General features: G+C 69.3%; 20 protein-coding genes and 2 tRNA genes. 14 read left to right on the top strand and 8 right to left on the bottom strand.

The genetic code is table 11. From position 1 onward, the window contains the following. Positions 1-15 precede the first annotated feature (15 nt). From NL1_RS00275 to NL1_RS00265, 3 genes are all read right to left on the bottom strand, one after another. Positions 16-357: a hypothetical protein gene (locus NL1_RS00275; RefSeq protein ID WP_067832641.1), complete on the bottom strand. Its 342-nt coding sequence runs from the start codon at positions 355-357 to the stop codon at positions 16-18. Positions 358-492: 135 nt separating this feature from the next. Further along, positions 493-1,506, bottom strand: coding sequence for a Gfo/Idh/MocA family protein (locus NL1_RS00270; protein ID WP_067832638.1), 1,014 nt, complete (start codon positions 1,504-1,506; stop codon positions 493-495). 48 nt (positions 1,507-1,554) lie between these two features. Continuing rightward, positions 1,555-2,562, bottom strand: a complete 1,008-nt coding sequence (locus NL1_RS00265; RefSeq protein WP_067832924.1) for a LacI family DNA-binding transcriptional regulator — start codon at positions 2,560-2,562, stop codon at positions 1,555-1,557. Between the two features lie 291 nt (positions 2,563-2,853). On the opposite strand from NL1_RS00265, the gene NL1_RS00260 reads away from it, so the two are divergent. The 7 genes from NL1_RS00260 (at position 2,854) to NL1_RS00230 (ending at position 9,213) form a co-directional block, all read left to right on the top strand. Beyond that, positions 2,854-3,756: a TIM barrel protein gene (locus NL1_RS00260; protein WP_067832635.1), complete on the top strand. Its 903-nt coding sequence runs from the start codon at positions 2,854-2,856 to the stop codon at positions 3,754-3,756. Between the two features lie 68 nt (positions 3,757-3,824). After that, positions 3,825-4,781, top strand: a complete 957-nt coding sequence (iolC, locus tag NL1_RS00255; protein WP_067832632.1) for a 5-dehydro-2-deoxygluconokinase — start codon at positions 3,825-3,827, stop codon at positions 4,779-4,781. Then, entirely contained in the window at positions 4,778-5,683 is a 906-nt protein-coding gene (locus NL1_RS00250; RefSeq protein WP_067832630.1) for a Cgl0159 family (beta/alpha)8-fold protein, read from the top strand. The genes iolC and NL1_RS00250 overlap by 4 nt, the downstream gene beginning before the upstream one ends. Before the next feature lie 13 nt (positions 5,684-5,696). Then, positions 5,697-6,590, top strand: coding sequence for a 5-deoxy-glucuronate isomerase (gene iolB, locus NL1_RS00245; protein WP_067832627.1), 894 nt, complete (start codon positions 5,697-5,699; stop codon positions 6,588-6,590). Then, complete coding sequence (iolD, locus tag NL1_RS00240) at positions 6,581-8,425, top strand: 3D-(3,5/4)-trihydroxycyclohexane-1,2-dione acylhydrolase (decyclizing) (protein WP_067832625.1); 1,845 nt, start codon at positions 6,581-6,583, stop codon at positions 8,423-8,425. Before iolB ends, iolD begins: the two co-directional genes overlap by 10 nt. Before the next feature lie 223 nt (positions 8,426-8,648). Next, the gene (locus NL1_RS00235; RefSeq protein WP_011210759.1) at positions 8,649-8,855 is read left to right on the top strand and encodes a cold-shock protein; all 207 of its coding nucleotides are present in this window, start codon (positions 8,649-8,651) and stop codon (positions 8,853-8,855) included. A 151-nt stretch (positions 8,856-9,006) separates the two neighbouring features. Then, positions 9,007-9,213, top strand: a complete 207-nt coding sequence (locus NL1_RS00230; RefSeq protein ID WP_067832623.1) for a cold-shock protein — start codon at positions 9,007-9,009, stop codon at positions 9,211-9,213. Here the strand turns inward: NL1_RS00230 and NL1_RS00225 are convergent. Continuing rightward, positions 9,203-10,015, bottom strand: coding sequence for a nucleotidyltransferase domain-containing protein (locus tag NL1_RS00225; RefSeq protein WP_156094577.1), 813 nt, complete (start codon positions 10,013-10,015; stop codon positions 9,203-9,205). The two genes, NL1_RS00230 and NL1_RS00225, sit on opposite strands and share 11 nt — an antisense overlap. Positions 10,016-11,316: 1,301 nt before the next feature. On the opposite strand from NL1_RS00225, the gene serA reads away from it, so the two are divergent. The 3 genes from serA to NL1_RS00210 all read left to right on the top strand — a co-directional run bounded on the left by serA (position 11,317) and on the right by NL1_RS00210 (position 14,834). Beyond that, positions 11,317-12,930 (top strand): phosphoglycerate dehydrogenase, encoded by a 1,614-nt coding sequence (gene serA, locus NL1_RS00220; protein ID WP_067832621.1) that lies wholly within the window; start codon positions 11,317-11,319, stop codon positions 12,928-12,930. A gap of 202 nt (positions 12,931-13,132) precedes the next feature. Beyond that, positions 13,133-14,140, top strand: coding sequence for a 3-isopropylmalate dehydrogenase (locus NL1_RS00215; RefSeq protein ID WP_067832618.1), 1,008 nt, complete (start codon positions 13,133-13,135; stop codon positions 14,138-14,140). A gap of 94 nt (positions 14,141-14,234) precedes the next feature. Next, positions 14,235-14,834, top strand: a complete 600-nt coding sequence (locus NL1_RS00210) for a Uma2 family endonuclease (RefSeq protein ID WP_245673016.1) — start codon at positions 14,235-14,237, stop codon at positions 14,832-14,834. Between the two features lie 172 nt (positions 14,835-15,006). Here NL1_RS00210 and NL1_RS00205 read toward each other — a convergent pair whose 3' ends face one another. Beyond that, positions 15,007-16,188 (bottom strand): MFS transporter, encoded by a 1,182-nt coding sequence (locus tag NL1_RS00205; protein WP_067832616.1) that lies wholly within the window; start codon positions 16,186-16,188, stop codon positions 15,007-15,009. Positions 16,189-16,487: 299 nt separating this feature from the next. On the opposite strand from NL1_RS00205, the gene NL1_RS00200 reads away from it, so the two are divergent. The 4 genes from NL1_RS00200 to NL1_RS00185 all read left to right on the top strand — a co-directional run bounded on the left by NL1_RS00200 (position 16,488) and on the right by NL1_RS00185 (position 19,327). Next, positions 16,488-17,288: a fumarylacetoacetate hydrolase family protein gene (locus NL1_RS00200; RefSeq protein ID WP_067832614.1), complete on the top strand. Its 801-nt coding sequence runs from the start codon at positions 16,488-16,490 to the stop codon at positions 17,286-17,288. A 13-nt stretch (positions 17,289-17,301) separates the two neighbouring features. Continuing rightward, on the top strand, positions 17,302-18,777 hold the full coding sequence (gene gltX, locus NL1_RS00195; protein WP_067832612.1) for a glutamate--tRNA ligase: 1,476 nt from the start codon (positions 17,302-17,304) through the stop codon (positions 18,775-18,777). Between the two features lie 256 nt (positions 18,778-19,033). Continuing rightward, positions 19,034-19,105 (top strand) — tRNA-Gln (locus NL1_RS00190). A gap of 149 nt (positions 19,106-19,254) precedes the next feature. Then, a tRNA-Glu gene (locus tag NL1_RS00185) sits at positions 19,255-19,327 on the top strand. A 1,707-nt stretch (positions 19,328-21,034) separates the two neighbouring features. On the opposite strand, the gene NL1_RS00180 is transcribed toward NL1_RS00185, so the two are convergent. From NL1_RS00180 to NL1_RS00170, 3 genes are all read right to left on the bottom strand, one after another. Continuing rightward, positions 21,035-21,217 carry a DUF5302 domain-containing protein gene (locus NL1_RS00180; RefSeq protein WP_067832610.1) on the bottom strand — a complete coding sequence of 61 codons (183 nt, stop codon included), beginning with the start codon at positions 21,215-21,217 and terminating at the stop codon, positions 21,035-21,037. A 130-nt stretch (positions 21,218-21,347) separates the two neighbouring features. Continuing rightward, the gene (locus tag NL1_RS00175) at positions 21,348-21,848 is read right to left on the bottom strand and encodes a pyridoxamine 5'-phosphate oxidase family protein (RefSeq protein ID WP_067832607.1); all 501 of its coding nucleotides are present in this window, start codon (positions 21,846-21,848) and stop codon (positions 21,348-21,350) included. 32 nt (positions 21,849-21,880) lie between these two features. Further along, positions 21,881-22,582 (bottom strand): IclR family transcriptional regulator, encoded by a 702-nt coding sequence (locus NL1_RS00170; RefSeq protein ID WP_067832605.1) that lies wholly within the window; start codon positions 22,580-22,582, stop codon positions 21,881-21,883. Between the last annotated feature and the right edge of the window lie 85 nt (positions 22,583-22,667).

The raw sequence follows: 22,667 nt of genomic DNA, 5'->3' as shown, positions 1-22,667 counted from the left end.
TGCTGGATGAGCATCTCAGAATGAGATTTTCAAATTCGATACCCGATAGAGGGGCTGCGGGGCCCTGTCAACGCCCCGCGTGTTCGAACTGCCATGCCACCACCCCGAGCACCACAATCCCATCACTAAAGTCCCCAACCCACCCATCATCAACCGCACCGTGATCCGGTGCAGCCTCTCGTATCTCTGGCGGTTCTCGAAGAACTTGTCGGTGGGGACGGTGTCGCCGATGAAGCAGGATTCGGAGGCTTTGATGGCGCGGGCGGCGAGGGAGTCGGCGATGCCGCCTGCGGTGAGGGCGAGGAGGGCGGTGGCGATGCAGGTGATGGAGACAGCCGTGAGCAGGATGTGGAACATGGGACCCCCGGGTGATCCATGCCGCCGCGTGGCGAGCTGTGGTGTGTTCGGTACCAACAGTGTGGCGGTGGGGTCCGACAGGTTTCGGTTCCGTTTCTCGATCGTTGTGCCTGCGTGGGCGGGTGGTGGGGGGACTCAGCGGCGCACTTCGGTGAGGGCGACCGGCCGGTGCACAGCGCGGGAGAGTTCGCAGGCTTCGGCGATGTAGAACGCTTCGAGTGCGTCGGCCACCGTGCATGGGCTCGGGGCGGCGCCGGTTGCGACGGTGACGAAAGTAGCGAGTTCCTCGGTGTAGGCGCGGCGGAACCGTTCCATGAAGCCGGGATACGCGGGGTAGGGGGAGGCGGGGTGGTCGGGTTCGACGGAGCGGAGCGGGGAGCGGTCGTCGAGGCCGACGATGGCGTTGCCGCGAGAGCCGAGGACTTCGAGTCGGACGTCGTAGCCCGCGCCGTTGTAGCGGCCGAGCCCGACCGTGGCGATGGTGCCGTCGTCGAGGGTGAGCAGGGCGGCGGCCGTGTCGATATCGCCTGCGGCGGTGAAGAATTGGTCGCCGCGGTTGGCGCCATAGGCGTAGACCTCGGTGACTTCGCGGCCGGTGACCCAGCGGATGATGTCGAAATCGTGGACGCCGCAGTCGCGGAACAGTCCACCGGAGCGGCGGATGTAGTCGGCGGGCGGTGGCGCCGGGTCCAGGGTGGTGGCGCGCAGGGTGTGCAGCCATCCGAGCTCGCCGCTCGCGACGGCGGCGCGGGCGGCGCGGTAGCCGGCGTCGAAGCGGCGTTGGAAGCCGATCTGCACGGGGACCGTGGCGCCGCGCAGGTGGTCGAGAACGGCCAGGGTGCCGTCGATGTCGGCGGCGACGGGCTTCTCGCAGAAGACGGGGATGCCGCGGTCGACGGCGGCGGCGATCAGCGCGGGGTGGGAATCGGTGGCGGTGGCGATGACGAGGCCGGTGAGGTCGGCGGCGAGCAGCGTCTCGATATCGGGGACGGCTTCGACGCCGAGCTTGGCCGCGGCGGTATGCGCGCGGGTGGCGTCGATGTCGGCGACCAGGACGCGGTCGACCTCGGGGAGCCCGTGCAGTGTTTCGGCATGGGCCGTTCCGATGCGGCCGGTTCCCGCGAGACCCAGTGTGACGGTGGTGCTCATCGATCCTCCTGGTCTGGTAAGAATTCGATTGCGTGCCTTGGTATTTCGCTACGTGCAGCCGGGCACGGCGGTGGTGCCGCGGACGACAAGCTCGGGGTGGAGCCTGCGGCGGACCGGGGCGGTGCGGTCGCCGCGCAGACGTTCGGCGAGCGCCTCCACGGCGAGCCCGCCCATCCGGACGCGCGGTTGATCGATGGTGGTGAGCGAGATGTGGCGCAGCGCGGCCAGTGACGTGTTGTCGTAGCCGACGACCGAGACGTCGTCCGGTACCCGCAACCCGGCTTCCTCGAGCGCCGACATCGCGCCCACGGCGTTGAAATCGTTGCCGCACACCAGCGCGGTGGGAAAGTTGGCGGGCGAGAAGATCTTCAGCAACTTGCGCACGCCCGCCATGCCCGCCGAGTCGGTGTGTTCGCTGGAGACGACCATCGGCTCCAGACCGTGTCGCGCCATGGCGGCGCGGTAGCCGCGGCGGCGGGCGGCGGCGGTGAACGCGGCGCCGCCGTCCAGGTGCACGATTCGACTGTGGCCCAGGGAAACCAGGTGGTCGACGGCCAGTGCGACGCCGATCTCGCCGTCGTCGTTGACGGTGTCGACGCCCGCTATGGTGGAGCCTCGGGACACGAGGACGATCGGAACCTGTTGTGCTGCTTGGCGAATCGAGGCGGCGGGCAGCACGGGGGAGAGCAGGATGATCCCGCCGGGGCGGAACGACAGCAGGCTCTCCAGCGCGGTGCGCTCGCGGGTCGCGCTGCGGCGGCCGGTGTTCAGGATCAACTCCAGCCCCGACTGCTGCGCGGCGGTGTCCATGCCCTCCACGACGTCGGCGAAGAAGGCGTTGCGCAGATCCGAGACGAGCACGCCGACGATATTGGAGGTGCGGCTGGCCAGCGACCTGGCCATGATGTGCGGCTGATAGCCGAGGTCGCGCGCGGCCTCCAGCACGGCGCGGCGCCGGTGCGCGCTGACCTTGGGCGAATCCCGCATGACGAGCGACACCAGCGCCCGGGAGACGCCGGCGCGGGCCGCGACGTCCTCCATCGTCGGTCGCGCCATCTCGCCTCCGTCCGCCGTCTCCGGGCCCCGCTCCCGGGCCGTCGAACGCACGACGCCGGGTGCCGGATCGGACGTTACACGCAGTGCAGCGGTCCCATCAATAGAGCGCTCTAATCTGCTTCCGAGCGGCCACTGCACCGCGCCCTGTTGCCATGCCGGGCAAAGAAATACGAGGTCATAAGGCGGAAACGCGCCGGGACCGCACCCCTTGACACCCTGTGGCCCGCGTTACATAGTTGGAGCGCTCCAAAATGCGAGGCCACCCGTTCACCTCGAAGGTCGGAGAGTCCGATGACCGAACCTCTCTACCCGCTGCGTATCGCGGCCGCGCCGATCTCCTGGGGCGTGTGCGAAGTCCCCGGCTGGGGCCATGTGCTCGGCGCCGAGACCGTGCTGGCCGAGATGGCCCGGCTGGGTATCACGGCGACCGAACTCGGCCCGCCCGGCTATCTCCCGGACGACCCGGTTGCGCTGCGCTCGCTGCTCGACCGCTTCGGCATCCGCGCCGTGGGCGGATTCCTCGCGCTGGAGTTGCACCGCGAGCCGGAGCGCGCGCTGACGGCGGCGCGGCGGGCGGCCGAACTGTTCGCCGCCACCGGTGCGGAGGTCCTGGTACTCGCCGCCGCCACCGGCCTGAACGGCTACGACGCGCGCCCCGGCCTCGACGCGGCCGAGTGGCGGACCCTGCTGCACACCGCGGCGGCCATCCGCGACCTCGCGGCCGAACACGGTCTGCGCACCGCGATGCATCCGCACGTCGGCACGCAGGTGGAGACCGAGGCCGAAGTCGAACGATTCCTCGCGGACTCGGATCTCGATCTCTGCCTCGACACCGGCCATCTGCTCATCGGAGGAACCGACCCGGTCGGCCTGGCTCGGCGTCACCCGCGCCGCATCGGTCACGTTCACCTCAAGGATGTGCGCGCCGATCTGGCACGCGAAGTGCGCAGTGGCGCAGTGGAATACAGCGAGGCGGTGCGCCGCGGACTGTATGCGCCGCTCGGCGCGGGCGACGTCGACATCGCCGCGCTCGTGCGCGCCGTCCGCGAGGCCGGTTATCGCGGCTGGTTCGTCATCGAGCAGGACACGGCGCTGCGGCCGACCGACCCGGTGGAGTCGGCGAGCCGTGACGCGCAGCGCAGTCTGCGCTACCTCGCCGATCTCGGCGTCGCATCGACATCGGCGCGGATGTAGGAGGCGCAGATGGCGGGCGGAGCCGAATCGGTTGCGCTGCAACACGAATTGGCACGGGTGGTCAGCTCGTGACCGCAGCCGTCGGGGCGGGCGCTACGGAGGCGCTGACCATCGGCCGCGTCGGCGTCGACCTGTATCCGGAGCAAAGCGGTGTACCGCTGGCCGAGGTCCGGACCTTCGCGAAATCGTTGGGCGGCACCGCGACCAACGTCGCCGTGGCCGCCGCGCGCCTCGGCCGCCGCACGGCCGTCCTCACCAAAGTCGGCCCGGACGGCTTCGGCACGTACGTGCGCGCGGCGCTCACCGAGTTCGGCGTCACCGCGGAGTACGTCGGCACCGCGCCGAATCTGCTGACGCCCGTGGTCTTTTGCGAACTGAACCCGCCCACCGATCCGCCGCTGCTCTTCTACCGAGCCCCGATCGCGCCGGACCTCACGCTGACGCCCGACGACGTGCCGTGGGATCTCATCGATGCCGTTCCGCTGCTGTGGGTCACCGGCACCGGCGTCAGCGCCGAACCCGCCCGCGGCACCCAGCGCGCGATCCTGGAGCGGCGCGCCCGGCGCGGGCACACGGTGCTCGATCTGGACTACCGGCCCATGTTCTGGCCCGACGAGGCGACCGCGCGCGCCGAGATCGGCGGGCTGCTCGATCACGTGAACGTCGTCGTCGGCAACCGCACCGAGGTCGGCGTCGTGGTCGGCACCGCCGATCCCGATGCGGCGGCCGATCGGCTGCTGGCGCGCGGGGTGCGGCTCGCGGTGATCAAACGCGGGGCCGAGGGCGTGCTCGTGGCCACCGCGGACGAGCGCTGGACCGTGCCGCCGTGCCGGGTGGCTGTGGTGTGCGGACTCGGCGCGGGCGACGGCTTCGGCGGCGCGCTGATCCACGGGCTGCTCGCAGGGTGGGACCCCTACCGGATCGCCACCTACGCCAACGCGGCGGGCGCGCTGGTCGCGGCCCGGCTGGCCTGCGCGGACGCCATGCCGACGGCCGCGGAGATCGAGGAGCTGCTGCGCCGATGAACGCCGTTCCGTACCTGACCGACGACCGCTGGGCCGAGCTGCTGCGCGTGCGCGCGCGGGACCCGGCGGCCGTCGAGCGGGCCTACGCCAAGCGGATTCGGCGCGCGGGCGTGCTGTCGGACCGCGAGACGCTGTTCCTGGTGGCCGCCGACCACCCCGCCCGCGGCGCGCTCGGCGTCGGATCCGACCGCACCGCGATGGCCGACCGGCGCACCCTGCTGGAGCGGCTGCTGATCGCGTTGGCCAACCCGGCGGTGGACGGTGTGCTCGGCTCGCCCGACGTGGTCGAGGAGCTGCTGCTGCTCGACGCGCTCGACGACAAGGTGGTGATCGGATCGATGAACCGCGGCGGCCTGGCGGGCGCGGAGTGGGAGATCGATGACCGTTTCACCGGCTACGACGCCGACGCCTTGGTCCGCTGCCGCCTCGACGGCGGCAAAATGCTACTGCGCCTGGTGGATTCGGATCCCGGCACCGTGCCCACCCTGCACGCCTGCGCACAGGCGGTGTCCGAGCTGGCGGCGCATGGTCTGATGGCGATGGTGGAACCGCTGCCGTACCACCGCGACGACTCCGGCGCGCTGGTGATGAGCAGGGACGCGCCCTCGCTAGCGCGGGCGATCACCGTCGCCTCGGGCCTCGGCGTCACCTCCGCCTACACCTGGCTGAAAATCCCTGCGCCCGAGGATAGTTCGGTGCTGGACGCCACGACGCTGCCGGTGGTGGTGCTCGGCGGGGTCCCCTCCGGAGCCCCCGCGGCCGACTTGGCGGCATGGGGTGACGCGCTGCACCACGACGTGGTGCGCGGCCTGGTGGTCGGGCGCGCCCTGCTGTACCCGCCGGACGGTGATGTCGCCGCCGCGGTCGACGCGGCGGCACGCATGCTGAAGGCGTCCCGATGACGAAGGAGTCCCGATGACATTGCATCGTCCGGCCGGGACACTGGCCGACGGCCGCGATCCGATCCGGCTGACCGCCGAAGACGCCGGATGGCGCTACACCGGCCTGCGTGTGGTGGCGGTCGCTCCGGGCGAAACCAGAACGCTGTCCACCGGCGAGTACGAGGCGTTCGTGCTGCCGCTGTCCGGCTCGTGCGTCGTCCGCGTCGACGGGATGGTCATCGAATTGACCGGCCGCGCTTCGGTTTTCCACCGCGTGACGGACTTCGCGTACGTGCCGCGCGACGCCGGCGTGGAGTTGTCCAGCGCGGGTGGCGCACTGCTCGCCCTGCCGATGGCCAAGTGCACGCGGCGGCTTTCGCCGAAATACGGTCCGGCCGAGGATGTTCCGATCGAGGTCAGGGGCGCGGGCCGGGCCACGCGACAGGTCACCAACTTCGGCGTGCCCGGCGTGTGGGAGCACGCGGACAAGCTCAACGCCTGCGAGCTGATCACGCCGGACGGCAACTGGTCGTCGTATCCGCCGCACAAGCACGACGAGGCGAGCGAATGCGAGGTGGTGAACGAGGAGATCTACTACTTCCGCATCGCGGGCCGCGACGGCGTCACCCCGTCCCGCGAGGGTTTCGGCCTGCACCGCCTCTACACCGCCGACGGTGCGGTGGACGAGAACGCCGCGGTGCGCGACGGCGACGTCTTCCTGATACCCCGCGGCTACCACGGCCCGTGCGTGGCCGCACCCGGCTATCCGATGTACTACCTCAATGTGCTGGCCGGTCCGGCGCCCGAACGGTCGATGGCTTTCTGCGACGATCCGGCGCACGCCTGGGTTCGGGCCGGCTGGACCGGGGAGCCGACCGACCCGCGCTGCCCGGTCACCGGCCCGGAAGGACGGTCGCCGTGGAACTGACCACCGCCCAGGCCCTGGTGGCCTGGCTCGTCGCACAGCGCTCGGAGACGCTGGACGGCGCGGATGTGCCGCTGTTCCCCGCCGTCTTCGCGATCTTCGGCCACGGCAACGTGCTCGGCCTCGGCACCGCACTGCACGAACGCCGCGACGAATTGCCCGTCTGGCGGGGACACACCGAGCAGGGGATGGCGCTGGCGGCGGTCGGTTATGCCAAGGCCACGCATCGGCGCCAGGTCGGCGTCGCCACGTCCTCCATCGGTCCCGGCGCGCTGAACATGGTCACCGCCGCGGGGGTCGCGCACGCGAATCGGCTCCCGCTGCTGCTGCTACCCGGTGACACGTTCACCGGACGCGCCCCCGACCCGGTGCTGCAGCAGGTGGAGCATTTCGGGGACGCGACCGCGACGGTGAACGACGCCTTCCGCGCCGTGAGCCGATACTTCGACCGCATCACCAGACCCGAACAGCTGATCGCGACGTTGCCGCAGGTGGCGCGCGTGCTGACCGATCCAGCCGACGCCGGACCGGTCACGCTGGCGCTGCCCCAGGACGTGCAGGCCGAGACCTTCGACTTCCCGGACGTGCTGTTCGCCCCCGTACTGCATCGCGTGCCGCGGCCGCGCCCCGACTTGCGCGCGCTGCGTGAGGCCGCCGCCGTCGTGCGCGCCGCGCGACGGCCGCTGCTGATCCTCGGCGGCGGGGTGCGCTATGCGGGCGCGGGCACGCTCGCCGTGGAATTCGCCGAGCGGCGCGGGATTCCGATCACCGAGACCACCGCGGGCCGGACCCTGGTGCCCCACGATCACCCGCTGCACGCGGGTCCCCTCGGCATCACCGGCTCGGCGTCGGCGAACGCCCTGGCCGCCGACGCGGATCTGGTGCTCGCGGTCGGTACCCGGCTGCAGGATTTCACCACCGCCTCGTGGACGGTCTTCGCGCCCGACGTCCGCCTGGTCACCGTCAACGCGGCCCGCTTCGACGCGGTGAAGCACGGCGCGCTGCCGGTCGTGGGCGATGCGGCGGCCACCCTCACCGAGCTCGACGAGCACCTATCGGAATGGACGGCCCCCGCGGACTGGACCGGGCGCGCGGCGGTGCTGCGCGAAACCTGGGACGCCCGGATCGATGAGTTGCGCGCGCCGGCGCCGGGGACGCCCAGCTACGCCCAGGTGGTCGGCATCGTCAACGAGCTCTCGGCGCCGCGGGACTACGTCATGACCGCGTCCGGCGGGCTGCCCGGCGAACTGATCGGTGGCTGGCGCGCCGCGGGAGGGGCCCCGAGCATGGACGTGGAGTACGGCTTCTCCTGCATGGGCTACGAACTCTCGGGCGCATGGGGTGCCGCCATGGCGCACGAAGGCGGCCTGGTCACCACGCTGCTCGGCGACGGCTCCTACCTGATGTTGAATTCGGAGCTGTTCTCGGCGGCCTTCGCCGGGCACCCGTTCGTCGCCGTGGTGTGCGACAACGACGGCTACGCGGTGATCGCGCGGCTCCAGGAGGGGCAGGGCGGCGCGGCGTTCAACAATCAGTACGCGGACTGCCGGACCACCCTCGCCGACCCGCCGCGGGTCGACTTCGCGGCCCACGCGGCGGCGCTCGGTTGCTCAATATTTGCTGCTAGAGATACCGACCAGTTTCGAACCGCTTACGCGCAAGCCAGGGCGGCTGCCGTCGCGACCTCCCGCCCTGCGGTCGTCGTGGTGCGCACACGGGCCGCCGACTGGACCGAGTCCGGTGCGTGGTGGGAAGTCGGTGTGCCGCAATACCTTTCCGGGCGCCGCGACTACGATGCGAGTAAGCCTGCTCAGCTGCGCTACGTGCGCGGGCGCTGACCGGCGTGTGCGGTCGGCCGCACGCGTCGATCCGGTGGCCCCGTTCGCTGAGCGGTCGACAGCCGGGTCCGGAGGCGAGGTGATAGGCACAGACCCCGTGATGCGTTGAATAGCTCACAGTCGACGGGGTCGAATGTGGAGAAATACGTCGGATGATGGCATTGTGGATCTACGAGACCGGGGTGTTTAGGCAAGTCCCTGGCTCGTCAACAGAAAGTATGAAATGGCTCAAGGCATTGTTAAGTGGTTCAACAGCGAGAAGGGCTTCGGCTTCATTGCCCAGGACGGCGGCGGCCCCGACGTCTTCGTGCACTACTCGGCTGTGAGCGGCTCGGGTTTCAGGTCCCTCGATGAGGGGCAGCGCGTGGAGTTCGAGATCGGCCAGGGACAGAAGGGTCCGCAGGCCCAGGACGTCCGCGTCGTCGCCTGATTCGACACGCACTTCGAGGCTCCGCACCGGTTCGGTGCGGGGCCTCTCGTCTTTTCGGGCCGGATGCGCCCACGGAAACGCCGCACGATGGACCGATCGGCGTCGTCCGGTGTACCCTTCCCCGGTTCTGCGCGTTCGGAGAAGGCGGCGTATGGCTCAGGGCACAGTGATGTGGTTCGACACCGAAAAAGGTTTCGGTTTCATCGCCCCGGACGGCGGCGGCAAGGACGTGTTCGTCGACTACCTGGATCTGGAGGGCTCGGGGTTCCGATCCTTGGCGGCCGGGCAGCGGGTGGAATTCGGGCTGCGCCAGAGCAAGGCGGGTCCGGAGGCGATCGGCGTGCGCGTCATCGGCTGACCGACAGCGCCTGCGCGCGGAAGAACTCCGCGGTCAGCTCGCGCGCGTGTGCCGGATCCTGGTTCGCGGAGCGCGGGAAAGCGTCGGCGGCGCTGTCGAATTCGCCCGTCATGAAGACCTCGATCGGCGCGGGCACGGCACCGCTGCCCATTTCCCTTGTCCGAGACTTGAGATCGATCAGCTCGGTCACGGCCGCGATCACGTCGCCCGGCAGGTCGCACTGCGCGAGCAGCGTCGGCAGATGCATCGGAGCCACCGCCGCCTCGGGATGCTCGCGCAGCCACCGCAGCGCCATCGCCGGGCGCAGCGCGTAGAAGACCTTCTTCAGGGATCGGTTGCGGTCGAACAGTTCCCACTGTCGCGCGCCGAGGTGCAGATAGTGCCTGGCGATCTTGTCACGGTCGGCCACCTGTGCGGCCAGCGCCAGCAGATCGGCGCGAAACCGCGCGTCGCCGTGATACACGATCGGCGACATCAGCCATTCGATCAGCACTGCGTTGCCGTTGACGAGCAACCGCAGCGCCTTGCCGAGCTCCCAGCCGTTCACATCGAGCAGGCCGACGAGCGGCGTCTCGATCACGTCGCGCGTCCGCCACGGCGACAGGTAGGTGTCCAGCGCGGCCACGTACACGAAGCGGCAGTCGTAGTCGGAATCCGGCGAGGGGAAACCCCAAGCACGACTACCGCTTTCGATGGCCAGCCGCACGCTCACCCGATGTTCGCACTCGATCCGGTCGAGCTCGGCATCGATGGACCCGACCACCGTCGGATCCATCGTCTCGGGAACAGCGCGCAACGACATGGGCCGATGGTATGCGGGCCGGTGCGCCCGCTTCAGCTCATTTTCGGGCCGGAACATCCTCCGCCGGAGTCGATGTCGAGTGCGGTGCAGGCCGCCTGCCGATCGAGCGGCACCGGACGTGTGGTCGCCGGCTGCGCTCACTGGCGACCATCCCCGCGCCGAGCAGCAAGCGATCGCGATCCCGACGACGTAGTCGGCGCTCGGCTCGGCTCGGCTCTGTCCGGTGGGCTCGGTTCGGTCTGGCGCGCTCGGCTCTGCTCGGCGTGTGGCACCGCGCGGCGGGGGGCGCGTGCGATTGCGGTGAGTCGGGTCGCTGATCGGCCGGTGTCCACGCGGCTCGGGTGCGGTCGGGAGCCGTGCCGAGGTGGTTGCTGCGGGCGGTGGTCGGGGGCGGTGCTCAGTGCGGAAGCGGCGTTCTCGGCTGGCTCCGTGGCTTGGTTCGTGAATTGCCGAACGATAACGCGCGTGGTGTGCACTTGGAATTATCCGCATTACGCGTTGCCTCCGAATCACGGGGTTTGCGTGCTCCGAAACAATCTGGTTCCGAATTTTCGGTGAGCTCGTGGGCGGCATTCTCAGAGTTTCTCGGGCGATTTCTCAGAGTTCTCTCATAGAATTTCGGAACGTGAACGCGCTGGATGATCTGGACGCAAGACCAGCACTCTAAGCCATCAAACTTGCAGGTAGGGGCCAGTTTTTGGGGCTTCGTCGGGCGCATGTCGCGTGACGCGCGTCGCATCATTGCGACAAATGTAGTCTGCGTCACAATATTCTCGAATTTCGTAACCCCATTCGCGACGCCGCCGATGTGCCGTGTGTCAGCCAGTTCGACTGGATAATTTCGACGAAGAGGAATTCAAATGATCCCCGTTATCATCGACACCGGTAGTGCTGCCATCGACGGCCTGTTCAACACCCTCGGTGCCGCGCTGAGCGGTGTGCTGAACACCCTGTGGACGGGATCCTTCGGCGGCCGCTGATTCGACTCCGCGATCGAGCATCTCGATCGGGTCCGTGCCGTCTGATCGGCGCGGCCATGAGAAGGCCCCGCACCCCCTCGGTGCGGGGCCTTCTCGCGTTCCCGAAGGTCGCCCGTTTCGCGCGGGACGAGCGAGGCCACACCGACGCGGGCCCGGCTGCGTTGCGGCAGACCGGTATTCGTTCTCGGCCGCCCGGCAGCCCGCCGCGCCACCCGCACACTGACGGCAGCCGCCTACCGGGTGGTACAGCCGAACGAATCATCGACCACTAAGCTGGTCGGCGGTAACTGCCGACCCCCATTTCCCCAGGAGTAACCCACAGTGAGCCAAACAGGCCGTCCTGTTGTTCTGATCGCCGACAAGCTCGCCCAGTCGACCGTCGACGCGCTCGGTGACGGTGTCGAGGTTCGCTGGGTCGACGGCCCCGACCGCCCGGCCCTGCTCGCCGCGGTCCCTGCGGCCGACGCGCTGCTCGTGCGCTCTGCCACCACCGTCGACGCCGAGGTGCTCGAGGCAGGCAAGAACCTGAAGATCGTCGCCCGCGCCGGCGTCGGCCTCGACAACGTCGACGTGCCCGCGGCCACCGAGCGCGGCGTCATGGTCGTCAACGCGCCGACCTCCAACATCCACACCGCCGCCGAGCACGCGGTCACCCTGCTGCTCGCCGCGGCCCGCCAGGTCCCCGCCGCCGACGCGACCCTGCGCGAGCGCACCTGGCAGCGCAGCAAGTTCAACGGCGTCGAGATCTTCGACAAGACGGTCGGCGTCGTCGGCCTCGGCCGCATCGGCCAGCTGTTCGCCGCGCGCCTCGCCGCGTTCGAGACCAAGATCATCGCGTACGACCCCTACGTCTCCCCGGCCCGTGCCGCCCAGCTCGGCATCGAGCTGGTCACCCTGGACGAGCTGCTGCAGCGCGCCGACCTGATCTCGGTGCACCTGCCCAAGACCCCGGAGACGAAGGGCCTGCTGAGCAAGGAGAAGCTCGCCCTCACCAAGCCGGGCGTCATCATCGTCAACGCCGCGCGCGGTGGTCTGATCGACGAGGCCGCGCTGGCCGACGCGATCAAGTCCGGCCACGTGCGCGGCGCGGGCCTCGACGTGTTCGACACCGAGCCCTGCACCGACAGCCCGCTGTTCGACCTCCCGCAGGTCGTCGTCACCCCGCACCTCGGCGCGTCCACCTCCGAGGCGCAGGACCGCGCCGGCACCGATGTCGCCAAGTCGGTGCTGCTCGCCCTGGCCGGCGAGTTCGTGCCGGGCGCGGTGAACGTCACCGGCGGCACCGTCGGCGAAGAGGTCGCCCCGTGGCTGGAGATCGTGCGCAAGCAGGGCGCGCTGATCGGCGCGCTGTCCGACGAGCTGCCCGTCAGCATCGAGGTGCAGGTGCGCGGCGAGCTCGCCTCCGAAGATGTCGCGGTGCTGGAGCTTGCGGCGCTGCGCGGCATCTTCTCGGCGCTGGCCGAGGCCGACGGGCAGGGCCCGGCGGTGACCTTCGTCAACGCTCCCGCGCTCGCCAAGGACCGCGGCATCACCGCCGAGGTCACCACCGCGTCGGAGAGCCCGAGCCACCGCAGCGTCGTCGACGTGCGCGCCGTGTTCGGCGACGGCCGCACCCTGAACGTCGCGGGCACTCTCACCGAGCCGCAGCTGGTGCAGAAGATCGTCAACATCAACGGCCGCAACTACGACATGCGCGCCGAGGGCCTGAACCTGGCCGTGCTGAACTACGACGACCGGCCGGGCGCGCTGGGCAAGATCGGCACCAAGCTGGGCGAGGCCGACGTCGACATCCTGGCCGCGCAGCTGAGCCAGGACGTGAACAAGGAAGGCGCCACGGTCATCCTGCGCGTCAACAAGGAAGTGTCCGCCGACGTGCAGAACGCCATCGCCGAGGCGGTCGGCGCGGGCAAGATCGCGCTGGTCGACCTGTTCTGATCCACGCACGCCCCCGGGCGTGGAGCAAGACCGTGCCGCGCGCCGTCACCGCAGGGTGGCGGCGCGCCGCATGTTCCCGGCGTGGCGTCGGGAGCTCGGAAGCGGCCCCGCCCGGTTGGCCGGACACGGCGGGGAACCTAGTACCGTGTCGTTGCTCGCCGAGCGCCCGGCCGGATCCGGTCGAAGACTGAACGGAGTTGTCATGAAGCTTGCTGTCATCCCCGGTGACGGTATCGGGCCCGAGGTCATCGCCGAGGCGCTCAAGGTGCTGGACGTCGTCGTCCCCGGAGTCGAGAAGACCGAGTACGACCTGGGCGCCAAGCGCTACCACGCGACCGGCGAGATCCTGCCCGACTCGGTGCTGCCGGAACTGAAGCAGCACGACGCCATCCTGCTCGGCGCGATCGGCGACCCGTCGGTGCCCAGCGGTGTGCTCGAGCGCGGTCTGCTGCTGCGCACCCGGTTCGCGCTGGACCACCACGTGAACCTGCGCCCCTCGAAGCTGTTCCCCGGCGTCACCAGCCCGCTGGCGGGCAACCCCGACATCGACTTCGTCGTGGTGCGCGAGGGCACCGAGGGCCCGTACACCGGCACCGGCGGTGCGATCCGCGTCGAGACCCCGCACGAGGTCGCCACCGAGGTGAGCACCAACACACGCTTCGGCATCGAGCGCGTGGTGCGCTACGCCTTCGCCAAGGCGCAGGCCCGCCGCAAGCACCTCACCCTCGTGCACAAGAACAACGTGCTGACCTTCGCCGGATCGCTGTGGCAGCGCACGGTCGACGAGGTCGCCGCGGAGTTCCCCGAGGTCACCACCGCCTACCAGCACATCGACGCGGCGACCATCCACATGGTCAACGATCCCGGCCGCTTCGACGTGATCGTCACCGACAACCTGTTCGGCGACATCATCACCGACCTCGCGGCCGCGGTCAGCGGCGGCATCGGCCTGGCCGCCAGCGGCAACATCGATGCCTCCGGCACCAACCCGAGCATGTTCGAGCCGGTGCACGGCAGTGCTCCCGACATCGCGGGCCAGTCGAAGGCCGACCCGACCGCGGCGATCCTGTCGGTGTCGCTGCTGCTCAACCACCTCGGCAACGCCGAGGGCGCCGCCCGGATCGAGGCCGCCGTCGCCAAGGACCTGGCCGAGCGGTCCGGTGCCTCCTCCACGGTGGAGGTCGGCGACCGCATCGCCGCCGCGGTCTGAGCGATCGTTCGCGAAGCCTCGCGCCCGTCTCGGGTGCGGGGCTTCGTCGTCCGTACTGGCTATCCTCGGGGCGAGTGCGAACCAGGGAGGTCGGGTGACCGGGCGACAGGCGAGACGGCGGCCGCAGCCGGGCCCCTACACGATCCGGGACCTCCACGCGCTGCCGGAAGACGGCAAGGGTTTCGAGCTGGAGGACGGCTGGCTGATCGAGGTCGTCCGCGGCGCACGGCACAATCACGTGGCGCAGCGGCTCGCGCGTTTCCTCGACGTCGCCGCCGACATGGCGGTGCACGTCTGTCTCGGCGGCGGCTGGGAGGTGAGCACGTCGAGCGGCGTCCGCAAGCCCGATATCGTCGTGGTGCCCCGCGAGGTGGTGCGCTCGGCCATCGTCGCCGACCCGCCCCGGCTGCTGCCCGGCTCCGAAGTGCACCTGGCCGTGGAGGTCATCGCGCCCGGCACCGGCAGCGAGCGCACCGACCGGGTGCGAAAGGTCCGGGAGTACGCGGCCGTCGGTATCCCCCAGTACTGGATCGTCGAACACCATCCGCACGTGCGCATCCACCCGCTCGTCCTCGACGGCGACATCTACCGCGCCGACCCGCCTGTCGGCCCCGGCTCGACCTTGCGCGCGAACATCGGCCACCACAACCACTTTCGTGTCAGCGTCGATCCGGCAACGCTGCTCGACGTGTGAGCCTCCCACTGGCGCAACCGATTGCGGCTAGGGCGATCCTGGGCGTCGATGTGCGTTGGGTATCGCGTTCGGTGCGTAGCGTGGATGACGCTCGATGCGCTGCACCGGATTCGACGCGGGGACGTGCGTTTTCGTGTCGCCGTTTCAGCGTTCGGCCGCGCAGGTGAGCGGATCAGCGCGGGGCTCGGTGGTCCGTGGGGACCAGCGGGATGGCGGCGGTGGCCAGCGCCGCGGCTGCCAGGTAGGCGGCGGGGAAGCCGCCGATCGTGATCAGGGCGCCGAAAACCGGTGGGATGGCGGCCATCGCGAGGTTCTGGCCGGTGTTCTGAATACCGAGACCGCGCCCGCTCCAATAGGGGCCAGCGATTTCGGCGACCGCGGTGAAGGCAAGTCCGTTGTCCGACACCGTGATCACCGAGGCGGCGATCAACAGCGGGATGGCGGCCCACCACCACTGCGTCCACGCCGTCAGGCCCAGCGCCCCCATGGCCAACACCGCCGTAATGGCCACCGTCCGCAGGGGGCCCAGTCGGCTTCCGACGCGGTCGGACCAGGCGCCGGCGCCGATGCGGCCGAATGCGCCGAGGATCTGGGTCGCCGTCACCAGCGCGCCCGCGGCGGCCAGCGACCACCCGATGTCGCGGTGCAGCCACAGCAGCGCGAAGGTCCACACCACGCCCTGAGGCACGCACAGCAGCACGGATACGGCGTGGATGCGCCACAGCGTGCCGTCGCCGCGATACGGGTTGGCGCGGTCGGCTCCCTTGCCCTCCGGTCGCGGCGGATCGATGATGCCCAAGTAACAGGCCACGGCCGCGATGCCCGCCATGATCGCGGGCACCAGGATCGCGGTCGAAATGCCGTGCGCCGCAGCGACGGCGGGCACCGCCAGCGCGCCGACGCCGACACCGAGGGGTTGCGCGGTCTGCCGGATGCCCATGGCCAGCCCACGCCGTTCCGGCGGGAACCAGCCGACGATGACGCGACCGCTGGCGCCATTGGTGCTGGCCGCGCCCGCGCCGCCGAGGAACAGCAATGCGCCCAGTGCGATGTCGTGCGTGGTGGCGGCCGCCGCGGCGCCCGCGGCGAACATCACCAGCGGTCCGCCGACCAACACTTTCCGCTCGCCGATGCGGTCCACCACGTAGCCCCACGCGATCAGCGTGCAGACCAGTCCGACGGTGGGCATCGCCACCAGCAGACCCGCTGTGGGCAAGGACATTCCGCGCGCCGTCAGCGCGGGCAGGAGGAAGGGCGTCCCGTGGACGAACACCGCGCTCGATGCCTGCGCGAAGACGCCGAGAGCGAGCATGGACCACCGTCGTGCCGCGTCGATCTCTGTCACGGTCGCCATGGGGCCCCACCTCGAATCTCAAAATATGGAACTCAAGTCTCACTGAATGAACATCGAGGGTTAGGTTACACCGGGCGGCAAGCCGATTGCGCCCTCGGAGAGTCGGCGCGCGTGCTTGCGCCGCCGCGCGACCGGCGCTGACGGTGCGCGAGCGAGTCGAAACTCACACTCGATGTCCTGGTCGCGCCCGCGGTGAAATCCGCCGCGATCTCGTGCCGAAGCGGTCGGACACGCACGTTGATCGGACCGCTCGGTCGGGTGCGTTCGAGCAGGTCGACGCCGGTCGATAGACTCCGGGGATGCGTCTAGGTCGAGTTGCCAGTCCCGATGGGGTCGCGTTCGTCAGCATCGAAGGGGAGGGAAGCGACCTCGCGGGCGAGAGCAGTGCGGGATCGTGGACCGCGAAGGAGATCGCGGAACACCCGTTCGGTACGCCGACGTTCACCGGGCGGAGCTGGCCGCTGGCCGACGTCCGCCTGCTCGCGCCGATCCTGGCCAGCAAGGTGGTGTGTGTCGGAAAGAACTACGCCGCACACGCCGCGGAGATGGGTGGCCCCGCACCGGAGGAGCCGGTGATCTTCATGAAGCCGAGCACCGCCATCGTCGGGCCGAACGCCCCGATCATCTTGCCGCCCAGCTCCTCTCAGGTCGAGTACGAGGGTGAACTCGCCATCGTCATCGGCCGCCCGTGCAAGGACGTGCCCGCCGCCCGTGCCAAGGACGTGATCCTGGGCTACACCGTCGCCAACGACGTCACCGCCCGCGATCAGCAGCGTCAGGACGGCCAGTGGACGCGCGCCAAGGGCTACGACACCTTCTGCCCGCTCGGCCCGTGGATCGAAACCTCGCTGGACCCTTCGGATCTGGAGATCGTCACCGAACTCGACGGCGAGGTCCGCCAGCGCAGCCGCACTTCGCTGCTGCTGCACGACATTCCGAAGCTGATCGAATGGGTGAGCACGGTCATGACGCTGCTTCCCGGCGACGTGATCCTGACCGGAACGCCGGAGGGCGTCGGCCCCGTCCAGAACGGGCAGCAGGTGTCCGTCACCGTCGAGGGCATCGGAACCCTCACCAATCCCGTTGCCGCCAAACGCTGATCGAAAGAGAGCCATGACTGAAGTACGGGTCCGATTCTGCCCGTCACCCACCGGTACACCGCACGTCGGCCTGATCCGGACGGCGCTGTTCAACTGGGCGTACGCCCGCCACACCGGCGGCACCTTCGTCTTCCGCATCGAAGACACCGACGCGGCACGCGATTCCGAGGAGTCCTATCGCGCGATCCTCGACGCGCTGCGCTGGCTCGGGCTGACCTGGGACGAGGGTCCCGAGGTCGGCGGCCCCTACGGGCCCTACCGCCAGTCGGAACGGCGGGAGCTGCATCTGGATGTGGTGCGCAAGCTGCTGGAGGCAGGCGAGGCGTACGAATCCTTCTCCACGCCCGACGAAGTCGAGGCGCGCCATCGCGCGGCGGGCCGCGACCCCAAGCTCGGCTACGACAACTTCGACCGCGATCCGAGCCCCGAGGCCCTCGCGGGCTACCGCGCCGAGGGCAGGCAGCCGGTGATCCGCCTGCGCATGCCCGACGAGGACCTCACCTGGCACGATCTGGTGCGTGGCGAGACCACCTTCAAGGCGGGCTCGGTGCCCGACTTCGCCCTCACCCGCGGTAATGGCGACCCGCTCTATACGCTGGTCAACCCGGTCGACGACGCCTCGATGAAGATCACCCACGTGCTGCGCGGCGAGGATCTGCTCTCCTCCACACCGCGTCAGCTCGCGCTGTATGCCGCGCTGCAGCGGATCGGGGTCGCGGAGTTCACGCCGGAGTTCGGTCACCTCCCGTTCGTCATGGGGCAGGGCAACAAGAAGTTGTCCAAGCGTGATCCGGAGTCGAATCTGTTCGCTCACCGTGACCGCGGATTCATCCCCGAGGGTTTGCTGAATTACCTGGCGTTACTCGGTTGGAGCATCGCCGACGATCACGATGTGTTCTCTATGGCCGAGATGGTTGCGGCCTTCGACGTATCGAAAGTGAATTCGAATCCGGCGCGTTTCGATCAGAAGAAGGCCGATGCGCTGAACGCGGAGCACATCCGATTGCTGACACCGGGCGATTTCGCAGGCAGGCTGCGCGAGTTTCTCACCGAACACGGTCACATCGGCGCCGAGGTGGACGAGAAGATGTTCGCCGCGGCGGCGGAATTGGTGCAGACCAGAATCGTGGTGCTGGCCGATGCCTGGGATCTCTTGCGATTCTTGTTCGCACCCGCGGAAGAGTTCGCCATTGATCCGGCGGCGGGCGCCAAGAATCTCGGAGCGGACGCCGTACCGGTGCTCGACGCCGCAATCGCCGCGCTGGAGCCTTTGGCGTCCTGGACCACCTCCGCTATCGAGGAGGCGCTGAAAACCGCGCTGATCGATGATCTGGGGCTCAAACCGCGCAAGGCATTCGCGCCGGTGCGCGTCGCGGTGACCGGTTCGCACATCAGCCCGCCGCTGTACGAGTCGCTGGAACTGCTCGGCCGCGAGACGACGATGGCGCGGTTGCGTGCGGCGCGGGAGTGGTCGCCCGCCGCGGAGTAGGCCTACCCCGGGTCTTCGCCCCGGCGTGCGCGGGCTGTCGACGGACGTTCGTCCGGCGGCCCGACCGCGCCGGGGTGAGGGCGCCGGCACCGGTTCGCTCGACGTGCGCGAGCCGCCCCGCGAACCCTGATTTCGGCCGAAAACAGGGCTTTGACCAGGCGATTTGTAGTTTACCGGTAGAGGTTTGGTAATCTCTTTCTCGGCCGGAACGCGGCCCCGAGGTCAGCCAGACAGCGGGGTCGAGAGAACTGGTCACTGGGGTATGGTGTAATTGGCAACACAGCTGATTCTGGTTCAGCCATTCTAGGTTCGAGTCCTGGTACCCCAGCGGAGAATGTTGTACGTCTCTCGGTTCGCGACCGAAAGTGGTTCAGCATCCGGCGATTTGGTCGCCGAGCTTCGGTCAGCTAAACTAACCGAGCTTCCAAAGATCGAAAGATCAACCGGAGATCACTGAGAACGTGAGTGATCAGTCCTGGCCCCGTCGTCTAGCGGCCTAGGACGCCGCCCTCTCAAGGCGGTAGCGCGGGTTCGAATCCCGTCGGGGCTACGCAAGTGGGAGGCCCATGCTCATCAGGAGCATGGGCCTTTCTTGCTTCGCAAGTGTTTTGTGGGGGTGCGACCCTCACGCCCCGCCCGGCGGGGCGGTGCCCCCCGGACCCCCCTTGGTGGGTGGTCCCGTTTCGTGGGGGTTGTCACTTTGAGTCTTTGGCCCTGTGGGCACCTTTGGTGGGTTGTCCCGTTTGGTGAGGGTTGTCACTCGAGTCTTCTGACCCACGGCGCCGCGTCTTGGTAGGTGGTCCTCTTCGGTGAGGGGTCGTCGCTCGAGTCTTCCGACCAACAGCGTCGCGCTTTGGTAGGTGGTCCTCTTCGGTGAGGGGTCGTCGCTCGAGTCTTCGACCCACAGTGAGCGCCGTGGTGGGTGGTCCCGTTCGGTGAGGTTGTCGCACGAGTCTTCGACCCACGATGGACGCCTTGGTGGGTGGTCCTGGTCTGTAGGGTCTCCACTTCGGGCCTTGGGCCTGGGGCCCTTGTAGGGGAGGCCGCATTGAGTCCTCGGCCCCGTGAGTGCCTTGGTGGGTGGCCCATTGGGTGGAGGCGTCACTGATGCCTGCGATCCACGGTGGGCGCCTTGGTGGGTGGGTCCCGGTCGTGGGGGTCTCCACTTCGAGCCTTGGGCCTGGGGCCCAATGTGGAGACGGTCGCGTCGAGTCCTCGACCCTCGAATCCCTCGAGGGGTGGGCCTGTGTTGTGACGTCAATTCCAGTCCCATGCCCGCGGGCGGTCTCGGTTCGTGGGTGGTCGGCATCGGTTGGGGCGTCGAGTGACTTCGGGCAGTCTCGCGCGGTTCGACAGCGGTCTGATCCGCGACCGTCGACTCGGCGCAGATGCGGATCGAGCCATGACGATCCTCACTGCCCTCTCGCGGCGGCTTCGACTTCGGCCTCGCAGGCCGTTTTCACGCCTCGCAGGTGATGCAGCCTCTGCGAGGCGTGTGGAACCACTGCGAGGGCAGCATCAGCGGAGTCGACGCCTCGCGGGTGCAACCTCTCCGGTGCCTCCGAAGGCTCTGCGGGGGCAGCGTCAGCGGATCGGCGGGAACGGGGGGCTGTTCATCAGGTAGAGGGATCTGAGCCGGGGTTCCATAGGCATGCGTTGCGTGCTGCGGGGATTGTGATCCGCGTGGTGCGGTGGCGATTCGTCTGCGGAATCGTCACGATGCCGGTTCGGCCGAGCCGTTGTCTGCATCGGTGCGGCGATCGGAGCGTGCGCCGGGCACGGTTGGTGAGGGGTGACGACCCGGTGGCTCGGTTGAACGGCATAGCGGCCCGGTCTGGGTGCAGCGAGCGGGATCGTGGGGCGGGGGCTCCACGTGGCCACGGGCGTCGAGTGCCCGCCTCGCGCCGTCGCGGTCTCGTGCGCGGGCACTTGCCCAGGCGACCCGCTCTAGCGGCAACGCCCGAGCCGCCCCGGACGGCCTATGAAGGGGTCGGCCTGCATGTCCACCGCGAGGACTATCGGCGCGGATGAACGCGGGATGAAGGTCGAGACGAGCTCGATCGGAATCAGCAGGATGCGCAGGGCGGGCGGCGCCTTCGGCGTGACGGTGGTGCTGTGTTCGGCGGGCCGAGTGCGGGCGACTCTGAGGTGGCCGGCGAGAAACGAAGGCCGCGAGGGGGAGAGGCCGGGGCGCTGTCGATGGGGATCGCGGGTGGTGAGCCGCTCGTGATCCCGCGGGCGCCCCGTGCCAGGGTGGTTATCCGCTCTTGCGGCGGAACTCCCGCTTGTGGCTGGCGTTGCCGTGGGTGGCTGCCGCCTTGGAATGGCCGTCCATGTGGTCGGCGGACTTGGCGTGCTGGGCGTTCTTCCGCTCCAGCGCCTCGCGGAACTTGCGCTTCACTTCTTCGGCACTGCCGTTGGAATTACCCGATTCCGTCATCGCATGCTCCTCGTCGTCGCGGCCGCGCGCAGCGCCACCCGCGGGGCGGCGCTGCCCGGCCGAATCGTGTCGAACGACTCGACGCTAGCCCGCGGGAGCGCTGCTGTCAGCTGGATTTCCGGTGCATAGATCAATCCATGGCGTTGGCCGTGGTGCCCCCGAGGGGCAGCGCGGGCAGGCCGAGCTTGCGGTGATCCCAGCTGCGCACCCGCTCCGGCACCACGCGCACCGCGACCCGCTTGTTGAGCATGTTCTCCACCAGCGGGCGAACCTCCTCGCTGTACGGGCCGGTGTAGCGCTCCCAGACGCTCACACCGACCGCGAACAGCCGCTCGGGATCGTCGATGATCTCGGCGCGCCCCTCGATGGACACCCCGCGCAGCTGGTCGTAGGTCTGCCCGGCCTCGACCATGCACGTGATGCGCGGATCGCGGTGCAGGTTCACCGCCTTCTGCGATTTGGCCTTGGTCTCGAACCAGATCTCGCCATCGATCAGCGCGTACCACATGGCGGTCAGGTGCGGCCTGCCCTGCGGGCCGAGGGTGGCCAGCGTCGCGATGCGGCTGCGCTGCAGGAACTCGGCGATCTCGGCGTCGGACATGATGATCTGCGCCCGTTGGTTGACTCCCATGGGCCAACTCTAGAGACAAAATCTGAAACGTGTTACAGGCGCTTGTGCAGCGCGTCCGCGGCCGCGACCAGATCGGCCGCCCACCGCGCGCCCGGCCTGCGGCCCATGCGGTCGATCGGGCCGGAGACCGAGACCGCGGCGATCACATTGCCCGCGGTGTCGCGGACCGGCGCCGAGACACTGGCCACGCCCGCCGCCCGCTCGGCCGCGCTCTGTGCCCAGCCGCGCTTGCGCACTTCGGCAAGTGCACGCTCGCCGAAGACCGCGTCGGCCAGAATGGTGCGCTGCAACTCCGGATCCGCCCAGGCGAGTAGCACCTTGGCGGCCGAGCCCGCGGTGAGCGGTAGCCGGGCCCCGATCGGGACCGTGTCGCGTAGCCCGACGGGCGGCTCCATGGCGGCGATGCAGACCCTGGCGCCGCCGTCACGGCAGTACAACTGAACGCTCTCGCCGGTGATCTCGCGCAGCCGCGGCAGAATGGCAGCCGCCGCCTCCTGGAGCGGGTCGCTGGCGCCCGCGGCCAGCTCGGCGAGGGCCGGTCCCGGACGCCAGGTTCCGTTGTTGTCGCGGGCGAGCAGGCGGTGCACCTCGAGGCCGACGGCCAGCCGGTGCGCGGTGGCCCTCGGCAGGCCGGTGCGGGTGCACAGCTCGTTGAGACCGCAGGGGTGCTCCGCGACGGCGTAGAGAACTGCCACTGCTTTGTCGAGGACGCCGATACCGCTATGCTGTCTCATAGAACGATATTAGCGTCTCGGATATTGAGATAGTCAACTCCGTCGACCAAGCCGCCGTCGAGGCGAGCGGCCGGGCGGGGCGACG

It is taken from the genome of Nocardia lijiangensis NBRC 108240 (assembly GCF_001613045.1).
GTDB classification, from domain to species: Bacteria; Actinomycetota; Actinomycetes; order Mycobacteriales; family Mycobacteriaceae; genus Nocardia; species Nocardia lijiangensis.
The sequence above is the reverse complement of the archived record's forward strand: the minus strand, read 5'-3'. Positions and strand labels throughout refer to the sequence as shown.